Source organism: Nostoc sp. MS1 (assembly GCF_019976755.1).
Lineage (GTDB): Bacteria > Cyanobacteriota > Cyanobacteriia > Cyanobacteriales > Nostocaceae > Trichormus.
The window spans coordinates 2,451,404-2,470,271 of the sequence record NZ_AP023441.1 but is presented as its reverse complement, the minus strand read 5'-3'; the positions used below and the strand labels follow the sequence as shown (position 1 = coordinate 2,470,271).

Genomic DNA, 18,868 nt, shown 5'->3' with positions numbered 1-18,868 from the left:
GTCATTAGTCATTGGTCAAAAAAGTACTGAACTTTGGACTATTGACTCTGGACTATGGACTAATGACTAAATGGTCATTGTAGCGTCCATAATATACCTTCTGTATCGCTACGAAAAATTAAAAAAATTGCTCACACCAGCAAAAGCACACTACCCTTGATTTAAGGGCTGTCTGGAGGTGTGGCTATGACTACCGATATACTGACTAATCCTGCCCATGAGATTGTAGATGTTAAAACTACAGATTGTTGCGTTGTCGGGGGTGGCCCGGCTGGTACTGTTTTAGCTTTACTGTTGGCGCGTCAAGGTGTTTCTGTAACCTTGCTGGAAGCACATAAGGATTTTGACCGGGATTTTCGCGGCGATACCATTCATCCATCGGTGATGGAGATTATGGAAGAATTGGGATTAAGCGATCGCCTGCTACAATTACCCCATACTAAAATGCGGCAAATTCAAATCAAAACGCCGCAAGATACAGTTACCTTAGCTGATTTTAGTCACCTAAAAACCCGTTATCCCTACATTACAATGTTGCCTCAAGTGAAATTCCTAGAGTTTATTACTCAAGAGGCGCAAAAATACCCAACCTTTCACCTAGTCATGGGTGCGAATGTCCAAGAATTAATTGAGGAAGAGGGAGTAATTAAAGGTATCCGCTATCGAGGCGGCGGTGGTTGGCACGAAATTAGGGCAATATTAACAGTTGGTGCAGATGGTCGTCATTCCCGGTTAAGGCAACTAGGCAATTTTACCGCGACTGAAACCTCACCACCAATGGATGTATTATGGTTCCGCCTACCCCGTCAACCAGAAGACGGTGAGGGAGGAATGGGACGTTTTACCCTTGGTCATCTTATCGCCATGCTTGACCGTGGTGATGAGTGGCAAATGGCTTATGTTATTCCCAAGGGAGGCTATCAAAAATTACGGGCTACAGGTTTAGAAGCCCTGAAAAAATCTATTGTGGAAATCGTCCCAGAACTAGAAAATCGTATCCACCATTTACAAGACTGGTCACAGGTAGCTTTTCTCTCAGTCGAATCTAACCTTGTCAAGCGCTGGTATCGTCCAGGTTTGCTACTAATTGGTGATGCAGCCCATATTATGTCACCCGTTGGCGGGGTAGGAATTAATTACGCTATTCAAGATGCAGTTGTAGCCGCTAACGTCTTAACTAAACCACTGCAAAACCACCATGTAAAACTTAGCGACTTAGCCAAGGTTCAACGTCGGCGAGAATTACCTACACGCATCATCCAAGGATTTCAAACCTTCGTCCAAAAACGAGTATTGGCCCCTGTCTTAGCTGCCGATAGTACCTTTCAACCCCCAGCACTATTACGCCTGCCCATCTTACGCGACCTCCCAGCCAGATTGATTGCTTTAGGCGTTTTTCCCGTCCATGTGCATTAGTCAATAATCTAACATCTTAATCATCTGCGTTTATCCGCGTTTATCTGTCTTGAAAAGTTTCCTACGGAGGGAAACCCTCCTACAGAACTTTTCGCTGCGTTCAATTTTTTTCAATCTATAACCCAGTAGGGTGCGTTAGACTCAAGGAATGTTCCATAGACGCACCCTAATATTGGGCTACAAAGCCGCCTTAACAGACTTGAATGTAGCAAATGCCTATTTTTACTTCCGTTATACCAATTTTGGATTTTAGATTTTGGATTTTGGATTGAAAACATTGATTCACAGATTATTTCAGCAGTTTGAATCAAGACAACCTATAGAACCCATTTGATATCTTTTCAGGCGGTATCTGCGACAGCTAGCCGTTTGAGCATTAGCCGAATAAAACATAGCTTGAGCTTGGCATTGGAACGTTCGAGTGTGCGGTCGAAATTTTTGACTAAACTTTTACATCTCTCCACCCAAGCATTCGATCTTTCAATGACCCATCTGGCAGCAACAGGCACAAATCCAGATAGTCCTTTCGTCTGTTTCTGTGCTTTTGATGGTTTGGCTGAAAGTTCAAATTGAATTTTAGTCATAATCTCTGGGTAAATCTGTTCCAAGGCTTGTGTCAATTGATCAGGATGATAGCCGTTATCTACCAGAATAGTCGTCATGGGTTGCTCCACAGGTTTAGATTTGAAGTAATCAATGTTTTTCGAGAGCATTTCAATTAACCCTTGGTCATCAGATACATTAGCTTTGGTGCAGTGGGTAAAGAAAGGGAAGCCTAAGATATCCACTGCCAAATGTCTTTTGATGCCATTAGTGCATTTGTAAAAGCAAAACCCTTTCGACTCAACACTGGCATTACAAGTATTTTTCACCGCTTGTGAGTCAATCATGATTAGAGTCGTCCACTGCGGTTTTTTTTTACTTGTTCCCGCACCTGCTGATGCAACTCAGTCATGATTTTCGTCAGGATGTCCCCTTCACACCACTGCTGGTAATACCAGAATACTGTTGAATATGGCGGCATATCTCTAGGTAAGTCAGCCCAATTACAACCATTCTTCAGTTGATAAAGTATACCGTTAAGGATTTGCCGCTTTGTCCACACAGGGGGTCTGGTTTTCTTCTTCGTCGGCAATAATGGCTCAATTATTTCCCACTCTTTGTCTGTCAAATCGCTTGAATAACCCATTTTCAATCCTGATCTGCTTCCATGCACCTAATTTCTGTTGATTCTACTCAATCACCAAAAAGATATCAAATGGGTTCTATACAAATTTGGTATTACACGGACTTAAAAATCAGACAACTCTTTGAGAATGGTAAACCGGATGTGGTTAATCGCTAAATCGCCTATGGGGATATCTTCCTTAGTTAACCTAGCACCTTGACTACTGAGAGTTTCAAAAGGTATGCCTTTACCAATTTCGATGTGATACCAACTCAAACCCATGAAAAAGCGGGTAGGATATCGACCATCATTGCCCACATCATCAGGATTAGATTCCATTGGCAACCAGCCAAATCCAGGCATGTAAAATTCTAGCCACACATGATTAAAATCTGGTTGTAAAGGAACGTTTTGATGTTCGCTTTGTGGGGGGCATTTGTATCTACCAACGGTGCGGCAAGGAATACCATTCAAACGGCACAGCGCCAGTAATACGCCTACATACTCACCACAGGAACCAACGCCCCGTTCTAAAACAATATCTGGTGTATCTATGTAAGGTTTAATACCATAAGATAATTCATCATAAACGTAATTGCGAATGTTATACATTTTCCGCAACAAATTTGTTTCCGAACCAACAGCGTCACGGGCAGCACGGCGGACGATGCTAGTATCCATTGCTAATTCATCATCGTCTACCAAGTACCGTTCCTGAAATTCTGGGGGAATTTCGGGTAAATTTTCCACATCTTTGGGTGTGATGCGATACTTAATACTCCGCACTTCTAGCACTGCTTTCCAGCCAAATATGTGCCGTTCACCGGGGGCTAAGGTATCAAACTTAAATACAGCTACACGTTGTCCATCAATGACTTCTTCTGTAAAAGGAATACCGATGGGTTCGATTTGTTGAATTTTTTGGCGTTCTGTTTCTGAGGGGAGGGCAATACGCCATTCTACTTCTTGTAAATACACCTCATCTAAAGGAGCAATTTCCTCAGCGTAGGACATTTCGATTAAATAACCATTAGATAAGGCGTAGTGTTTTTCTGGGTCGTGATAGTAGTAGAGGGGATGGATAAAGGTGCGATCGCGGTACGTTAATTCATGGTTAGGATCAGCGTTAGGATTATCCCTGATGTATGGCTCCTCTGAGGCGTAGGCAATGTAGAGATTTTGCTTACCTGTCTCGGCATCTAAATGTACACCGATACCCGTAGGTGATTCAAACGGAGTCAACACACTAAACTTGATTTCACCCGTTGCCCGATCTAGAGAATAGACCGTTTGTTCAGTGCGATCGCACACCCATAGGGTATCACCATAAACTGCTAAATTCTCTACCCCAACACCTGGTGCATAAAATCTGGTAATTTCTTTACGGGTGTCCCGGTCAAAAATTAAAATGTAGCCTAACCGATAGCAACTAACGTAAACTGTTGATTCCCAAACAGCAACACCATCTGCACTGTAAGGTAAGGTGACAAAATGTTCCAAACCTAAAGAATCAACCTTGCATCGATAGACACTGTTACCGCGAGTTACCCAAAGGGTATCTTCCCAAACTGCTAAACCTGTAACATCTGTAAATTCCTGAACCTGATGTGGATTAACGATTTTACTGTTATCAGTTTTTGGGTCAATTTCTAGTAAATGCCCCTTGATTGTGTCAATGGCAATCAGTCTATCTTGGATAAAAGCCATGCCACATAAAGTAGCAGCCGTCAACGGTCTAATTGTTCTTGGCGCTAACATTTGGCTAACGGTCACATTGGTGGGCGCAAAACTCATATTCAGCATAATATTTAACGGTTTAGCACGCCTAAAACAAATTGTGGCATAACTGCAATAATCCAGATTTAGACTTGATGTTAATTACATTATCAGTACAACGACCCCTGAAAAACTCTTACCGAGGAAATAACATGAGAAGTGCTGAGTTATGAGTTATGAGTGCTGAGGAAGTGGGGGGAGATAAGGAAGTAGGGGAGTAGGATAATAACTATGGACTGTTGACTATGGACTAATAACAACTGTCAACTGTCAATCGTCAATTGTCAATTGTCAACTGACTGTAATGTAACTTTGGTGGATGGTTTTGTGACCACCACTGAATTATGATCAAGTTTTGTAACCATTTTCTGTAACTTACACGATGTCTGCTAATTCTCTACCTGAAACGGCCGCTGCTTGGCATAGTTTGGAAGTTGATCAAGCACTAGGACTGCTGAATAGTAATGCAGACGGTGGCTTAACAACCCAAGAAGTTGAACAACGGTTGCAAAAATACGGCCCCAACGAATTAGAAGAACATGGGGGGCGTAGCACCTGGGAAATTTTGCTGGATCAGTTCAAAAACATTATGTTATTGATGCTGATAGCAGTGGCGTTTATTTCTGGATTTCTCGATTTTTACTCTTGGCGGGCTGGAGAACTTAAGCCTGGGGAAATTCCCTTTAAGGATACGATCGCTATCTTAGCAATTGTCATTCTTAACGGTATTTTGGGTTATGTGCAAGAAAGCCGTGCTGAACAAGCCCTAGCCGCCCTGAAAAAACTCGCATCCCCCTCGGTGCGAGTTATTCGTGGCAACAAATTGATAGACATAGCAGCCAAAGATATAGTCCCAGGCGATGTCATGCTATTAGAGGCGGGAGTACAGATATCTGCCGATGGGCGGTTGATTGAACAATCTAATTTACAAATACGCGAGTCAGCACTTACAGGCGAAGCAGAAGCAGTAAATAAACAAGCTACTATACATCTACCCGAAGACACATCTTTAGGCGATCGCATTAATTTAGTTTTTCAAGGTACAGAAGTAGTTCAAGGACGCGGTAAGGTGCTAGTAACTAATACTGGCATGACTACAGAACTGGGTAAAATCGCCGCTATGTTGCAGTCGGTGGAAAGTGAACCCACACCATTACAGCAGCGCATGACTCAACTAGGCAATGTTCTAGTGACAGGTTCTTTGATTTTAGTGGCGATCGTTGTCGTTGGTGGTGTAGTTCAGGCAGGAAACTTTAGCCCCCTCAGAGAATTGTTAGAAGTTTCCTTGAGTATGGCGGTAGCTGTGGTTCCCGAAGGTTTACCAGCCGTAATTACTGTGACTTTGGCATTGGGAACCCAGCGCATGGTCAAGCGTAACGCCCTCATTCGCAAACTCCCAGCCGTGGAAACCTTGGGTTCTGTAACTACCATTTGTTCAGATAAAACCGGCACACTCACCCAAAATAAAATGGTTGTGCAGTCGGTTTACACCAACCAGAAAACTTTTCGGGTTACAGGCGAAGGTTATGCGCCTGCGGGTGATTTCCAGTTCGATGGAGAAAAGGTAGAGGTTGAAGAGTATCCTGAAGTCTCCGCCTTATTACTCGCCTGTGCAGTATGTAATGATTCCGTACTGCAAAAAGAAAAAGGTGAATGGGCGATTTTAGGCGACCCCACAGAAGGCGCATTGCTAACATTAGCAGGTAAGGCAGGGATTGAAAAAGACCAGTGGAGCTATAAATTACCCCGTGTGAGCGAGTTCCCCTTCTCCTCAGAACGTAAACGCATGAGCGTAATTTCTCAGCTAGAGAAAATAGATACTGGTGATCAGTCCTTCGCAGATATTGACCCCGCCTTAACAGGCTTAATCAACAACGAACCTTACATCATGTTTACTAAAGGTTCGCCAGAGTTGATTTTAGCCCGTTGCACATCCATTCATTTAGGTGCAAACTCTGCCCCTTTAAATGAAGCACAACGCCAGCAAATTTTGGCAGAAAATGACCAAATGGCAAGTAAAGGTTTACGGGTACTGGGTTTCTCCTATAAAGCTTTGACAGAAATACCGCCAGAAGGGTCTGACGAAACATCAGAGCAAGGGCTGGTATGGCTGGGCTTAGTGGGAATGTTGGATGCACCACGCCCAGAAGTGCGTTCAGCCGTCCAAGAATGCCGACAAGCTGGTATTCGCCCAGTCATGATTACAGGCGACCATCAACTAACAGCACGAGCGATCGCTGTTGACTTAGGTATTGCTCAAGAAGGTGACAGGGTTCTGACTGGTCAAGAATTGCAAAGAATGAGCGACCAGGAATTAGAACAGCAAGTAGACCTAGTAAGTATCTATGCAAGGGTAGCCCCAGAACACAAACTACGAATAGTCCAAGCATTGCAACGTCGCGGCAGATTTGTGGCAATGACAGGGGATGGTGTTAATGATGCGCCAGCCCTCAAACAAGCAGATATTGGTATTGCTATGGGTATCACTGGCACAGACGTAAGTAAAGAAGCCAGTGATATGGTGTTATTAGATGATAACTTCGCTACTATCGTCGCCGCTACAAAGGAAGGTAGAGTTGTTTACACCAATATCCGCCGCTTTATTAAGTACATCTTGGGTAGTAACATCGGTGAAGTCTTAACCATCGCGGCTGCGCCCCTTCTAGGATTAGGCGGTGTACCCTTAACACCCCTACAAATCCTCTGGATGAACTTGGTAACAGATGGTTTACCAGCCTTAGCTTTAGCCGTAGAACCACCAGAACCCGATGTAATGCAACGCCCACCCTTCAGCCCCCGCGAAAGCATTTTTGCCAGAGGCTTGGGTTCATACATGATCCGCATCGGCATTGTTTTTGCCATCATCACCATCATCCTGATGGAATGGGCATACACCCATTCCCATGCAGTCACAGGGCCAGGACTTGATGATGACCGATGGAAAACAATGGTGTTCACTACTCTATGTATTGCCCAAATGGGTCATGCGATCGCCATTCGTTCCAACAACCAACTTACAATCGAGATGAATCCACTCTCCAATCCTTTCGTATTAGGAGCAGTAGTTGTCACAACGGCTTTGCAGTTGATGCTTATCTACGTCCCACCCCTACGCGATTTCTTCGGTACTCACTGGCTACCACCTTCAGAATTGGCCATTTGCATCGGCTTCAGTGCTTTAATGTTCGTCTGGATTGAAATGGAGAAGCTATTCTTCCGCTTTACAGGTAAGAAAGCTGTATGAGGATGAGGGGGATAAGGGGGATGAGGGGGATGAGGGACATGAGGGAGATGAGGAGGGAAAAATAATATTTATTGGTTACTAAACTCATATATATTTCTTCCCCCACTCCCCAACTTCCTCATCTCTCCCACTCCCCATTCCCCACTCCCCACTTCCCACTCCCCCCGCTATGTACCTCAAAACGATACACCTAAGACACTTCCGCAACTACTACGACCAAAGGGTCGATTTTACGGCTGCGAAAACTATTCTGGTGGGTAATAATGCTCAGGGAAAGTCGAATTTGTTGGAGGCGGTGGAGTTATTAGCGACATTGCGATCGCACCGGATGGCACGCGATCGTGATTTAATCCAAGAAGAAGAACCAGCCGCCCAAATTAATGCTTCTCTGGAGAGAGATTCAGGGGTTAGTGACCTCAGCGTCACCTTACGCCGTAATGGTCGCCGTAGCGTCGCCTTTAATGGCGAATCGCTGCGGCGACAAATGGATTTTTTGGGGGTGTTGAATGCGGTGCAGTTCTCCAGTTTAGATTTAGAATTAGTGCGCGGTAGTCCCGAAATTAGACGTAACTGGTTAGATACACTTTTAGTTCAGCTGGAACCTGTTTACGCTCATATTTTGCATCAATATAATCAGGTTTTACGTCAACGCAACGCCTATTTAAAAAAGATTCAAGACTCAGCACCCAACGCTCAGGAATCACAACTGGCTATCTGGGATGCACAATTAGCTACAACTGGGACTAGGGTAATTAGAAGACGCGATCGCGCTTTAGCTCGACTTGCACCCCTAGCTGCTGCTTGGCACGCCAGTATTAGCGGCAGCACAGAAGTTTTACAAATTACCTACACCCCTAATGTACCATTGCAGCAAAATCAACAAGAAGAAATCCAACAAGCTTTTTTAAGCAAATTGCAACAAAGAACTGTTGCGGAAATGTATCGAGGTACTACCCTTGTCGGCCCCCATCGAGACGAAGTAGAATTAACTATCAATCAAACACCCGCTCGTCAATACGGTTCTCAAGGTCAGCAACGCACATTAGTATTAGCCCTAAAATTAGCAGAATTACAGTTAATTGAAGAAGTTGTTAAAGAATCACCTTTACTTTTACTGGACGATGTTTTAGCAGAATTAGATCCGTATCGTCAAAATCAATTATTAGACACTATTCAAGACCGATTTCAGACCTTAATTACTACTACTCACCTCAGTTCTTTTGATTCTCAGTGGCTAAATTCCTCCCAAATTTTGTATGTTCATAAAGGAGAAATCTCTACCTCTGATTTTTAGATTGTCCGCTTAAATGCTTATCATATCGTGAGGGTTGGTAATAGGTAGTGGATAATCGATAATGAAACAAAACAATTACCGATTACCAACTAAACCAAGTATATCGTAAGTAATTGGCCACATTAATCACTTGATAATTAATAATATGAACAATACGGATTATAAATTGGATGCAGGTGAGATTTTATCATTAAGTAGATCATTAAGAAAAATTGAGCAAAATATACTTAAGCCAAGCCAAGAAGAAGGAATAACTAAAATTTGGTTCCAAGGAGAAGAACCTGATTTTGATGTTTTCTTTGAATTTTATTATGATGAACTTTCCTGGTTTCAATTTACTTGGCGAGGAAAATCATTGTCATGGGATAGAAAACAACCAGGCCTACAAACAGGCACAACAAATGAACTATGCGTTAATGATGCTAGTTTTTATGCTGCTACTAAAACTATTGAAACTGACAATCAAGCAGATGATAATTTTATAAACTTAGTTAAATCAATCATTCAGACTAAAACAGAAGAACCAATGTTCGCCAAGGCATTAGCACTATTTGGTTAATAGTTTACAGTCCTGCTAACTGTTGACTATTGACTATTGACTATTGACTATTGACTATTGACTGTTGACTAATGCCTTTCTAACCTCTTAAAAAGATTCAAAATTGCAAAAGTCATAATAGCTCCCACTAAACCCAACTGCCACAAACCACAACCAGCAGCAATTCCCAAACTAGCCGAAACCCAAATTGCTGCGGCTGAGGTGAGTCCATGAATTTCTAAACGTTGTGATTCTTGGGAAGATTCGCGGACGATTTCCCCAGCACCAAGAAATCCCACTCCAGCTGCAATACCTTGAATAACTCGGCTAATCATGTCTGGATGTGATTGTATTGTGGCTAATTGTAAAGGTATGAGAACAAATACAGCAGAACCAAAACTAACCAGCATATGAGTTCTTAACCCAGCTGGCTTATGCCTGAGTTGACGTTCTAAGCCAATAATAGCCCCAATCAGCAAAGCTAGGAAAAGCCGAAATATCAGCTGCAAAAGGTCATTATGTTCTAAGTAGCGATTGTCTAACAATTTTATTCTTAAGATAAAAAGCTATAAATTATAACATTCAATTTAATTTTTGTTCACATAGCTTGATATAACAATACTCAGTAGCATAGATCATAGATAAATAATCCGCCTCTTCGAGCTGTGCTTAAGTTTTTCAAAAATCAAATAGAGTTCTATAGGTAATGTATAACTTATATCCGAAGCAGTGGAGAAAAATTTTATTGTAGTGTTTTGATGATAAACTTTATATTTCTACATTAATTAACTACTAAATACATTTTTATTAATAATTAAAAATTTATTTTGCTACTATTGATATCTAAATTTTACTTTTATCTATAGCTATAATCTGACTAATAATTTATAAAAATATTAATCATTGCTGCTACGGTAGAGTAGTTACTTACTAACTTACTAATTAAGGAAAAATAACTGAGTTCTACAAAATCCCACCTATAATTACTAACTACGCATATAGGAATCCGATTTGATTAATTAGCATATTTGCGTAGAGAGGGAACTATTAACAGGCAACGGGGAACAGGTAGAAGGGATTTAGTGTGTACTAAGTTTTTATAGCTACGCTCCCGTAAGGGATACAGAAATCAAATATGAGTCTTATATAAAAACCTTCCTAAGCAAACAGTTAGCACATCATATCGATATATACAGCAAATACTGCCTGATGAAGTAAAGTTAATCAATGTCTGTTTCTGTTTATCACTGGCAATCCTAGAAGGACAGTCTTTTAAGACAAAATGAGGCTATACATCCTATACTTAAAATTCACTATATACAAAAGTGGAAATAACTTTAAGTTTAAACATCTTGATCGCAAAGTAAATCTATCTTGGCTTTGTTATTAGTTATTGGCAGCAAGCAATTAAATACCACGGAGCGGGGGAGAATGACTATTGATTATGGACTATTGACTATGGACAATTAACAACCTACCAGTTTCTTTCATATGTGCTAGTAGCATATCGCTACTAGGAGGCTAATAACTGACAACTAACAACTGACAAACCAAAGAAATTGAGTGGACAAACTCTACTGGCTTGACCAAATTAAACTACAAGACCGCCCTAAAGTTGGTGAAAAAGCGTTCTATTTAAGCAGAATTAGGCAGCGTGGCTACCCGGTTGTTCCTGGTTTTGTGGTTCCAGAAGAAGTTTTACGATTATTCCTAGAGACTCTCAACAGTTCCGAATCTCTAGTTGCCAACTTACCTAATTCTTCCTTACACTTGGACGTAGCCAATTGGCGACAACTCCAGCAAATGGCTGGTTGTCTACGCCAGGAAATTACTCATGCAATTGTTCCACCGCAATGGGTGGAGAAAATTCTTCTTGCTGCTAGGGAATGGCAAACTAATTATTTAATTTTTCGTCCTAGTTTGGCACTAGGAAATACAACCAACAGAGTCAGGAACACTAGCGGACTGTTGGATGCGACTTTTTGCCCTTGTGATGAAACTGCGATCGCCCATACTCTCAAGCATACCTGGGGTCAGCTATTTCGTGCCAGAAGCTTATTATATTGGCAGCGTATGGGAGTTAACTTGCAAGAAGTTAACCTAGCAATTCTAGTCCAGCCGGTGCAAAATGCGATCGCTAGTGGTTTACTCAGTGCTAACTCCTCTGGCTGGAAAATCGAAGCTACTTGGGGGTTAGGACTAGCACTAACTCAAGGTGAAGTTGTACCTGATACTTACCACATTCAGCAGGAAACGGGTATTGTCTTAGAACGGCATCTAGGACATAAAATGGTGGCTTATCGTCTTGATAGTTCGGTATTGCCACATTCTGAAGCATCTCTGCTGGAAAACACCTGTGTAGGTGCGTACTTAGTAGAAGAAGCACACCAGCAACAATACGCTTTAGCCGAAGAATCACTCCAACAGATAATTAACTTAGGGCATCAATTAGAAAGTGAACTAGGTAAAAGTTTTACTCTTGAGTGGGTAATTGCCCAAGAAAATGAAACAACCCATCTCGACATTACTCAAGTGAGTACTCCCCAATCTGCCATTCCCAATTTACAGTTTATCAAAGGTGTCGGGGCAGGTAGGGGACGTGTTACAGCAAATGCTTATGTAGTAAACAACTCCCAAAAACCAGAAAACCTACCAGAAGGGCTAATTTTAGTAGTACCAGCCATCACTCCAGATTGGTTGCCATTACTACAAAAAGCCGTAGGTATTGTTACAGTCCAGGGAGGAGTAACCAGCCACGCTGCCATTTTAGCGAGAGAATTAGGCATTCCTGCTGTAGTGAATGTAGCAGATGCCACACTATTAATTCCTCATGGTGAGCGATTGTTGATAGATGGCGATCGCGGTGAAGTGTATTTATTAAGAGACGAATTACCTACAGAAAGTCAAAGTCAACCAGCTATTACCGCATCATTTCCACCTATTGTTAACAAGCAAATGCCGATAATTGCTACCCAATTGCTAGTTAACCTCAGTCAACCTAATCTCATCGAACAAGTGCAGAACTTGCCTGTGGATGGCATAGGTTTATTGCGTTCAGAACTGATGTTACTACCTTTACTTCAGGGGCAACATCCAAACTTTTGGTTACTAGAGGGAAGGCAATCTGAACTATTAGAACAATGGACTCAGTTGATTATACAGTTTGCCCGTGCCTTTACGCCCCGCCCAGTTTTCTATCGCACCTTGGATTGGCGATCGCATGAATTATCGGCAAATAGTTCTCAATCTGCGCCTCAGTCAGCTTTAGGCGATCGCGGTACATTCAGTTATGTACGCAACTCCTCTGTATTTGAATTAGAACTAAGCGCGATCGCTAATGCCCAAAAAGCTGGCTATGATAACCTACACCTATTGTTACCCTTTGTCCGTAGCGTCCCTGAGTTTAGTTTCTGTCGCCAAAAAGCCGAGCAATTCGGACTCACTCAAGTACCCCAGTTTCAACTGTGGATCATGGCTGAAGTTCCCAGCGTGTTATTTCTACTACCAGAATACGTTAAAGCAGGCGTAGCAGGTATATCTATCGGCACAAACGACCTGACACAATTGCTACTAGGAGTAGACAGAGAACAAGGGGATATTACTAAGGTTTTAAACGAACGCCATCCGGCGGTGATGGCGGCAATTTCCCAACTAATTCAAATGTCGAAAACGGCTGGGATACCTTGTTCTATTTGCGGACAAGCACCAGCAATTCATCCAGAAATCATAGATGAATTAGTGCAGTGGGGAATTACATCAATTTCTGTAGAACCAGAAGCAGTGGAAAGGACTTATCAGGCGATCGCGCGTGCCGAACAGCGTATAATTCTCGCAGCAGCCAGACGACAGATTGGGGGAAGTGGCTAAAAGTTGAATTTTTCTACTCATACCATTTCTCCATAAAGCTGCACTTAATACCCTGGCTTATTAAGCTCACGCATACCGCTTAAGCGGAACCCGCAGGGTAGGCACAAAGACGCAAAAGAACAATATTTTATTTTGAATAAACTAGTTCATCTGTTCGCTTTGAAAGGGCTGGGTGGGCAATGCCCACGATATCATGGATCAAACTTGACGCAAATAAGAAAATAAATTAACAACAAACTTTGTACTTATATTAAGAGAATACCAAAAAATAAATTATCCAAATTGACTGTTAGTAGAATGCGTCAGTATGAATATTTTTTTGTGTGGCTAGAGTTTATCGTACTGACGCACCCTAAATGTTGGATATTTTTTATCTAGAAGTGCTTAAGGCTTTGTAAAGACTTGATATAGCTTTCACTAGTCAAATTCCCTGAAAGCAGTCTTTAGATTAATATAATACTGGTCAGTATACTGAAAATAAAATAATTGCCAAAGCAATGTTAAAACAGCTAAGTTTGAGAAAAGTCAGCTATGTTCTGATATTTTTATCGTTAGCTTTTGGAATATATATTCTTAGCTTTGTTGTGATAAATTTCGCTGACTATAGTGGCGATCAAATTAACGATGCTTATAGAATCATGGCAACATGGAATGGCAAATGGCCTACATTAGGGTCAGGGCCTACCGCTTGGTCAGGGTTAGTGGGAGATTTTTATTTACCACCTTTATATTACTATTTAGTGTTGCCGTTTACTGCATTAACTGCTGATTTGTCTGCTCAAGCAATGCCAAATGCAATACTAACATTCCTATCAATTCCATTACTTATTTTAACTAGCTATAAACTTTTAGATAATGTTGAGCGTAATCAAAGACTCTTTCTATCGTCATTAGCAGGATTTTGGTATATTTGTTTATTTGAAAATATTGTGATGAGTACAGGTAATAGCATAGCTGGAAATCCTGTCTCAATTACCTTTTTTCTGCTTTGTTTTGTGTTACTCTACACTTATCAAATGGAAGGTAAGCTATCTGCAAATTTAGAAGTATTTTCTTGGATGGCTTATGGATTAGTGTTAGCGATATTATCAAATTTACACTTTTCTAGTCTCTATGTAATGCCAGTAGTTTTTATAATTACTTTAATTATTTATATTTCTAGAAACTACCGAGAAAAGAGAAGATGGCAGTTATCTGGTGTGGCTGTTATCACCGCGTTACTTGCCATGACACCCTATTGGATAGGAGAAATTAGCAGAAATTGGATAAACACAGCTAGAATTATCGCAGTGGTGACAAAATCTAGTGGTGGAAAAGAGTACGGAGCTTCAATCTTATCAAGATTTAAAGCTATATTCAACGGTTATTTTAGCTTAGGACAAGAAGTATATTTTGCTGGGGAATCTTGGAAAAGTTTAGTTATTTCTGTAATATTTCTTGGTTTAGTATTAGTTTTAGGTATTCTTAAATTTCGGGGAAACAGAATACTTTTAAATTTGTTTTTTATAATTTGGTCAATTTTCCTGCTGGCTTATTCTTCTACAGACATAGAAAAAACATACAATCCCACATTTTATAAACTACTAATTTATTTGGCTCCTATTATTTTTACTGTTTGCAGTTTAGCTTATCTCAATTTTCCTAAAACAGTTAATCAGATGTTGTCAGGTTTTATCATAGCCTGTATAACTATTTCCATCGTGATTAATCTAAATTTCCATCACAACTATATAAATAGTAGGTCTGGTATTTCCAGAGTTCTAAGTACACATGATATAGCAGATAGTCTGAGAAAGTTACCTGAAAAGTCTACCTTATGCCAACCTAACGGAAATTACCTTAATCTCAAAAATAAGGAGTATATTGACCGTTACGTGACTAAAAGAGATTTGAAATTTGTTCCGAATTGTCAGGCTGGTTTTTACATTATCCATCCTAAGTACGAATCACTAGGAAACTATAAACTTAAAAAAACTGAGAAGTTTCCTCAAGAGTTGGCAAAATATCAAAATACTTCTCAACTAGTTGCCGAAACTCATTTATATGATGTTTATCTTCTGTCAGAGAGTTAAGTATTTTAATAGGTTTTGGCAACGCTGCTTTTATACCATTATCAAGAGAGACATTAAAACTCTTTGTTATTGAGTTTATATTACGCAGCCTGACAAACTGTCGGTTCTGGAAGCGGATCACCCGCAGCTTCATAAGCAATAATTAAGGACTCTAAGGCTTCAATGCCATTTTTAACTGCTAATTCGTAAGTATCCCCATGAGTGCGCCAGCGTTGCCCAGGAAAATCTGGTAATCCTACCAAAAAGCAATTATCTTCCTCAGACCATTGAATCACCATTTGGTACTTGAGTTTGCTCATTTTAGGTTTTTGCCAGAAGTTAGGAGAAATCAATATTAAACCGTAGATGCACGCCGCTAGGCTCAAGTAAACTACCAAGTGGGATCGCTAAATAGATGAATAATTAATTCTTCGCGTCCTGATGGTATGGCGGTAAGACAAGCACGGATGATGTCGCCATCTTCGAGTTCCACTGTGCAAGCATGACATGAACCCATAAGACAACCAGTGGGGATAAAGACTCCCGCCCGATCTGCTACATCTAACAGGGCTTCTCCCACTTCAGCGTTAATAGTGACATCATCTGGCAAAAATCGGACGCGAACACTCATGAAAAACTAGCCTCGCTAGGGCAGGAAGGGTGTTAAATCTAAATGGCTTTCTATCTCAGTAGCTATATTATCTAACATCTGCTCTCGTTGTTCTCTGTAGTTAGCCACACCTGTAGGTAGAGATTTTAAACCACGCTGTTGACGCAGACGATTTAACCAAGCGCGTCTCCAAGGCCCATTATCAAATAATCCGTGTAGATAACTACCCCAAACAGATTGGCAACTATCAACTAACCCTAAGTTAACATCATCAAATAAGGGTTGGAAGGCTTTACTATCGCCTTGGGGTTCCACACGCGATCGCCCTTGATGAATCTCGAAGCCGTTGACTGGTAAGCCCATCTGGGGGAAGTTTGAGCTAACTTGGCGCTGACGGGCAATTTTTTGTCCTGTAATGACGGTTCTAATTGGCAGGAGATTTAAGCCTTGATATCTGCCAGCTTGTCCTTCTAGCCCCTCTGGATCGGCGATAATTTGTCCTAACATTTGGTAGCCACCGCAAATCCCCAACACTGTACCACCAGATGCGGCATAGTTTTGGATGGCTTCTGCCATGCCTGTTTTTTGCAGAAGTATCAAGTCGGCAATTGTGGTTTTCGTACCTGGGAGAATTACTGCATCAGGGTGTCCTAAATCTTGTTTTGGACTGATGTATTTGACTGCAACTGTGGGTTCTGATTCTAAGGGGTCAAAGTCGGTAAAGTTAGCGATTCGGGGTAGACGAACAACTGTAATATTTAGGTCTGCGTGGGCTTTGTATGTTTTGCGTTCTAGTAAGTCCAGGGAATCTTCGGCAGGGAAAATTTCATGAATGTAAGGAATGACACCAACTACAGGAATACCCGTCCGTTCTTCTAACCATTTGATTCCTGAGTCTAGGAGCGATCGCTGTCCTCGGAATTTGTTAATTACTACGCCTTTAATTAGTTGGCGCTCTTCTGGTTCTAATAACTCTAATGTGCCGACTACGTGAGCAAAAGCACCCCCACGGTCAATATCAACTACTAATAAAGTGGGAGCGTTTAAGTATTTGGCTACCCGCATATTGGTTAAGTCGCGGTGCTTGAGGTTAATTTCTGCTGGACTACCCGCACCTTCACAAACGATTAAATCAAATTCAGTTCCCAAATGCTGTAGAGATTCTTCAATGGCTCGCCAACCAATGTCAAAATACTGCTCATAATAGTCGGCGGCGCTGACTTTACCTACAGGTCTGCCTCGGATAATTACCTGAGATGTCATATCGCCTTGAGGCTTGAGTAAAATCGGGTTCATTTCTACCCAAGGTATCACCCCTGCTGCCCAAGCTTGTACTGCTTGCGCGTAGCCAATTTCCCCACCATTTGAGGTGACATAAGCATTTAATGCCATATTTTGACCCTTAAAGGGAGCTACTCGCCACCCACGCCGTGACAAAATGCGACAAATAGCCGTACTTATCAGTGATTTACCTGCATGGGATGTTGTTCCCACTACCATTATTGATTTCATAGCCACTTCTTGATTAATTTGTAATACCCTACGGGTTCGCGGTAGCGTTGCGTAGCAAAGGCTTGCGCCTACGTAATTCGTAATTTTTAATAGTTGTACATTTATAGCTTGCTTATGGATGGTGTGAGTTATTTGAGGGCTAATATAGCAATTTGCTGCTCAAATGTCAGAAAATTGGGCAGCTACTAATAGAAATTGAGCGCAGGTATTTATCCTTGAGTTGAAGGATATGCCAGCGCCACTGTATATGCTTCAACCCAAATTCACAATCTCACCAATTCAGTTAGGGAAAATGGTGAAGACTTTATAAATGGGTTGATGTTTCTCCGTATATATTGTTCCCTAGAAATCCCAAATCCTAACTTTTTGGTTCTTGATTCTAAAAGGGAAGTCTAAACCAACGAATTACAGCGTCGTATAGGCGATTGCGCCACGATGGTAAAGGCAAGGTTTTTCCTTGGTATTGTTCTATAAGCTGATGTCCCAAGGGAGTGAGGCGAAAACTATCTGTAATACCTTGTCCGTCTACTTCACGCCGCAATACTCCAACCTGAATCAGCCATCCTAACTCATCATCACAAGTCAACTCAGACAAGGACTTTTTAGTATAACCATGCTTAATACCAGTTTCATTAGCGATCGCATTCACGGAAACACTCTGACTACGCATGGTTTCAAATAGTCCCAAATTGAAAGGAGAACAGATAAGCGATCGCTTGGCTCGTTCTACAGTAGTTTGTGGGTAAGAAAAGGCTTTGGGTGTTGGAGAATCCTTTGTAGGCATAATTTGTAATTCACATTAGTCATTAATCAACAGTCAACAGTCAACCGTTTCTAAATTTGTCATGAAATTATTGTAAATTATTGTAAAATTTCAGAGTCATCAAAAATCTGAAACAGGAAAGGTTCATTATGCCTCTAGCAGTTGGTACGGATGCACCTGCATTTACCGTCAAAGATACCAACGGTAACACCGTTTCGTTATCTGATTTTGCTGGGAAGACTGTAGTTTTGTATTTTTACCCCAAAGATGACACACCAGGCTGCACTAAACAAGCTTGTAGCTTCCGTGATGCTCAATCTGATTACAAAAACAAGGATGTAGTCGTTTTAGGTGTGAGTGCTGATGATGAATCTTCTCATCAAGCCTTCACTCAAAAATATAATTTGAATTTTCCTCTACTAGCTGACACCGACCACAGCTTAATCAAAGCTTATGACGTTGATGGCGGCGGTTATGCCAAGCGTGTTACCTACGTAATTAACCCGGAAGGTAAAATCATTCATGTTGATTCTACTGTCAACACTGCAACCCATGCTGGCGATGTTTTATCAGCTTTAGGGCTGTAGGGTAATCAAGGTAGGGGGTAGGGAGTGCTGAGTAACAAGTTC

The 18,868-nt window shown here is 41.4% G+C and carries 15 protein-coding genes; 7 read left to right on the top strand and 8 right to left on the bottom strand.

Annotated elements, in window-relative coordinates:
- Positions 1-186 precede the first annotated feature (186 nt).
- Positions 187-1,416, top strand: a complete 1,230-nt coding sequence (locus NSMS1_RS10740; RefSeq protein WP_224093071.1) for an FAD-dependent oxidoreductase — start codon at positions 187-189, stop codon at positions 1,414-1,416.
- A gap of 341 nt (positions 1,417-1,757) precedes the next feature.
- Here NSMS1_RS10740 and NSMS1_RS10735 read toward each other — a convergent pair whose 3' ends face one another.
- The 3 genes from NSMS1_RS10735 to NSMS1_RS10725 form a co-directional block, all read right to left on the bottom strand.
- Entirely contained in the window at positions 1,758-2,306 is a 549-nt protein-coding gene (locus NSMS1_RS10735; RefSeq protein ID WP_224086212.1) for a transposase, read from the bottom strand.
- A 2-nt stretch (positions 2,307-2,308) separates the two neighbouring features.
- Positions 2,309-2,605 carry a transposase gene (locus NSMS1_RS10730; protein WP_224086211.1) on the bottom strand — a complete coding sequence of 99 codons (297 nt, stop codon included), beginning with the start codon at positions 2,603-2,605 and terminating at the stop codon, positions 2,309-2,311.
- Between the two features lie 102 nt (positions 2,606-2,707).
- Positions 2,708-4,387 carry a transglutaminase domain-containing protein gene (locus NSMS1_RS10725; RefSeq protein WP_411908674.1) on the bottom strand — a complete coding sequence of 560 codons (1,680 nt, stop codon included), beginning with the start codon at positions 4,385-4,387 and terminating at the stop codon, positions 2,708-2,710.
- 355 nt (positions 4,388-4,742) lie between these two features.
- On the opposite strand from NSMS1_RS10725, the gene NSMS1_RS10720 reads away from it, so the two are divergent.
- The 3 genes from NSMS1_RS10720 (at position 4,743) to NSMS1_RS10710 (ending at position 9,457) form a co-directional block, all read left to right on the top strand.
- Positions 4,743-7,604 (top strand): cation-translocating P-type ATPase, encoded by a 2,862-nt coding sequence (locus NSMS1_RS10720; RefSeq protein ID WP_224093061.1) that lies wholly within the window; start codon positions 4,743-4,745, stop codon positions 7,602-7,604.
- Between the two features lie 169 nt (positions 7,605-7,773).
- On the top strand, positions 7,774-8,898 hold the full coding sequence (gene recF / locus NSMS1_RS10715; RefSeq protein WP_224093060.1) for a DNA replication/repair protein RecF: 1,125 nt from the start codon (positions 7,774-7,776) through the stop codon (positions 8,896-8,898).
- 145 nt (positions 8,899-9,043) lie between these two features.
- Positions 9,044-9,457: a hypothetical protein gene (locus tag NSMS1_RS10710; protein WP_224093059.1), complete on the top strand. Its 414-nt coding sequence runs from the start codon at positions 9,044-9,046 to the stop codon at positions 9,455-9,457.
- 68 nt (positions 9,458-9,525) lie between these two features.
- On the opposite strand, the gene NSMS1_RS10705 is transcribed toward NSMS1_RS10710, so the two are convergent.
- Positions 9,526-9,945: an MgtC/SapB family protein gene (locus NSMS1_RS10705; RefSeq protein WP_224093058.1), complete on the bottom strand. Its 420-nt coding sequence runs from the start codon at positions 9,943-9,945 to the stop codon at positions 9,526-9,528.
- Positions 9,946-10,999: 1,054 nt separating this feature from the next.
- On the opposite strand from NSMS1_RS10705, the gene NSMS1_RS10700 reads away from it, so the two are divergent.
- Together NSMS1_RS10700 and NSMS1_RS10695 are read left to right on the top strand one after the other, a co-directional pair.
- On the top strand, positions 11,000-13,303 hold the full coding sequence (locus NSMS1_RS10700) for a putative PEP-binding protein (protein ID WP_224093057.1): 2,304 nt from the start codon (positions 11,000-11,002) through the stop codon (positions 13,301-13,303).
- 497 nt (positions 13,304-13,800) lie between these two features.
- On the top strand, positions 13,801-15,375 hold the full coding sequence (locus NSMS1_RS10695; protein ID WP_224093056.1) for a hypothetical protein: 1,575 nt from the start codon (positions 13,801-13,803) through the stop codon (positions 15,373-15,375).
- An 80-nt stretch (positions 15,376-15,455) separates the two neighbouring features.
- Here the strand turns inward: NSMS1_RS10695 and NSMS1_RS10690 are convergent, their stop codons facing one another.
- The 4 genes from NSMS1_RS10690 to NSMS1_RS10675 all read right to left on the bottom strand — a co-directional run bounded on the left by NSMS1_RS10690 (position 15,456) and on the right by NSMS1_RS10675 (position 18,260).
- Entirely contained in the window at positions 15,456-15,674 is a 219-nt protein-coding gene (locus NSMS1_RS10690; protein ID WP_224093055.1) for a type II toxin-antitoxin system HicB family antitoxin, read from the bottom strand.
- Positions 15,675-15,745: 71 nt separating this feature from the next.
- Positions 15,746-15,985 carry a 2Fe-2S iron-sulfur cluster-binding protein gene (locus NSMS1_RS10685; protein WP_224093053.1) on the bottom strand — a complete coding sequence of 80 codons (240 nt, stop codon included), beginning with the start codon at positions 15,983-15,985 and terminating at the stop codon, positions 15,746-15,748.
- A 15-nt stretch (positions 15,986-16,000) separates the two neighbouring features.
- Entirely contained in the window at positions 16,001-17,476 is a 1,476-nt protein-coding gene (gene cobQ, locus NSMS1_RS10680) for a cobyric acid synthase CobQ (protein WP_224093051.1), read from the bottom strand.
- A 379-nt stretch (positions 17,477-17,855) separates the two neighbouring features.
- Positions 17,856-18,260 carry an Npun_F0494 family protein gene (locus tag NSMS1_RS10675; protein ID WP_224093049.1) on the bottom strand — a complete coding sequence of 135 codons (405 nt, stop codon included), beginning with the start codon at positions 18,258-18,260 and terminating at the stop codon, positions 17,856-17,858.
- Between the two features lie 128 nt (positions 18,261-18,388).
- Here NSMS1_RS10675 and NSMS1_RS10670 point away from each other — a divergent pair, with 128 nt between their 5' ends.
- A complete protein-coding gene (locus tag NSMS1_RS10670) occupies positions 18,389-18,826 on the top strand; it encodes a peroxiredoxin (protein WP_224093047.1) in 438 nt (145 codons plus the stop codon).
- Positions 18,827-18,868 lie beyond the last annotated feature (42 nt).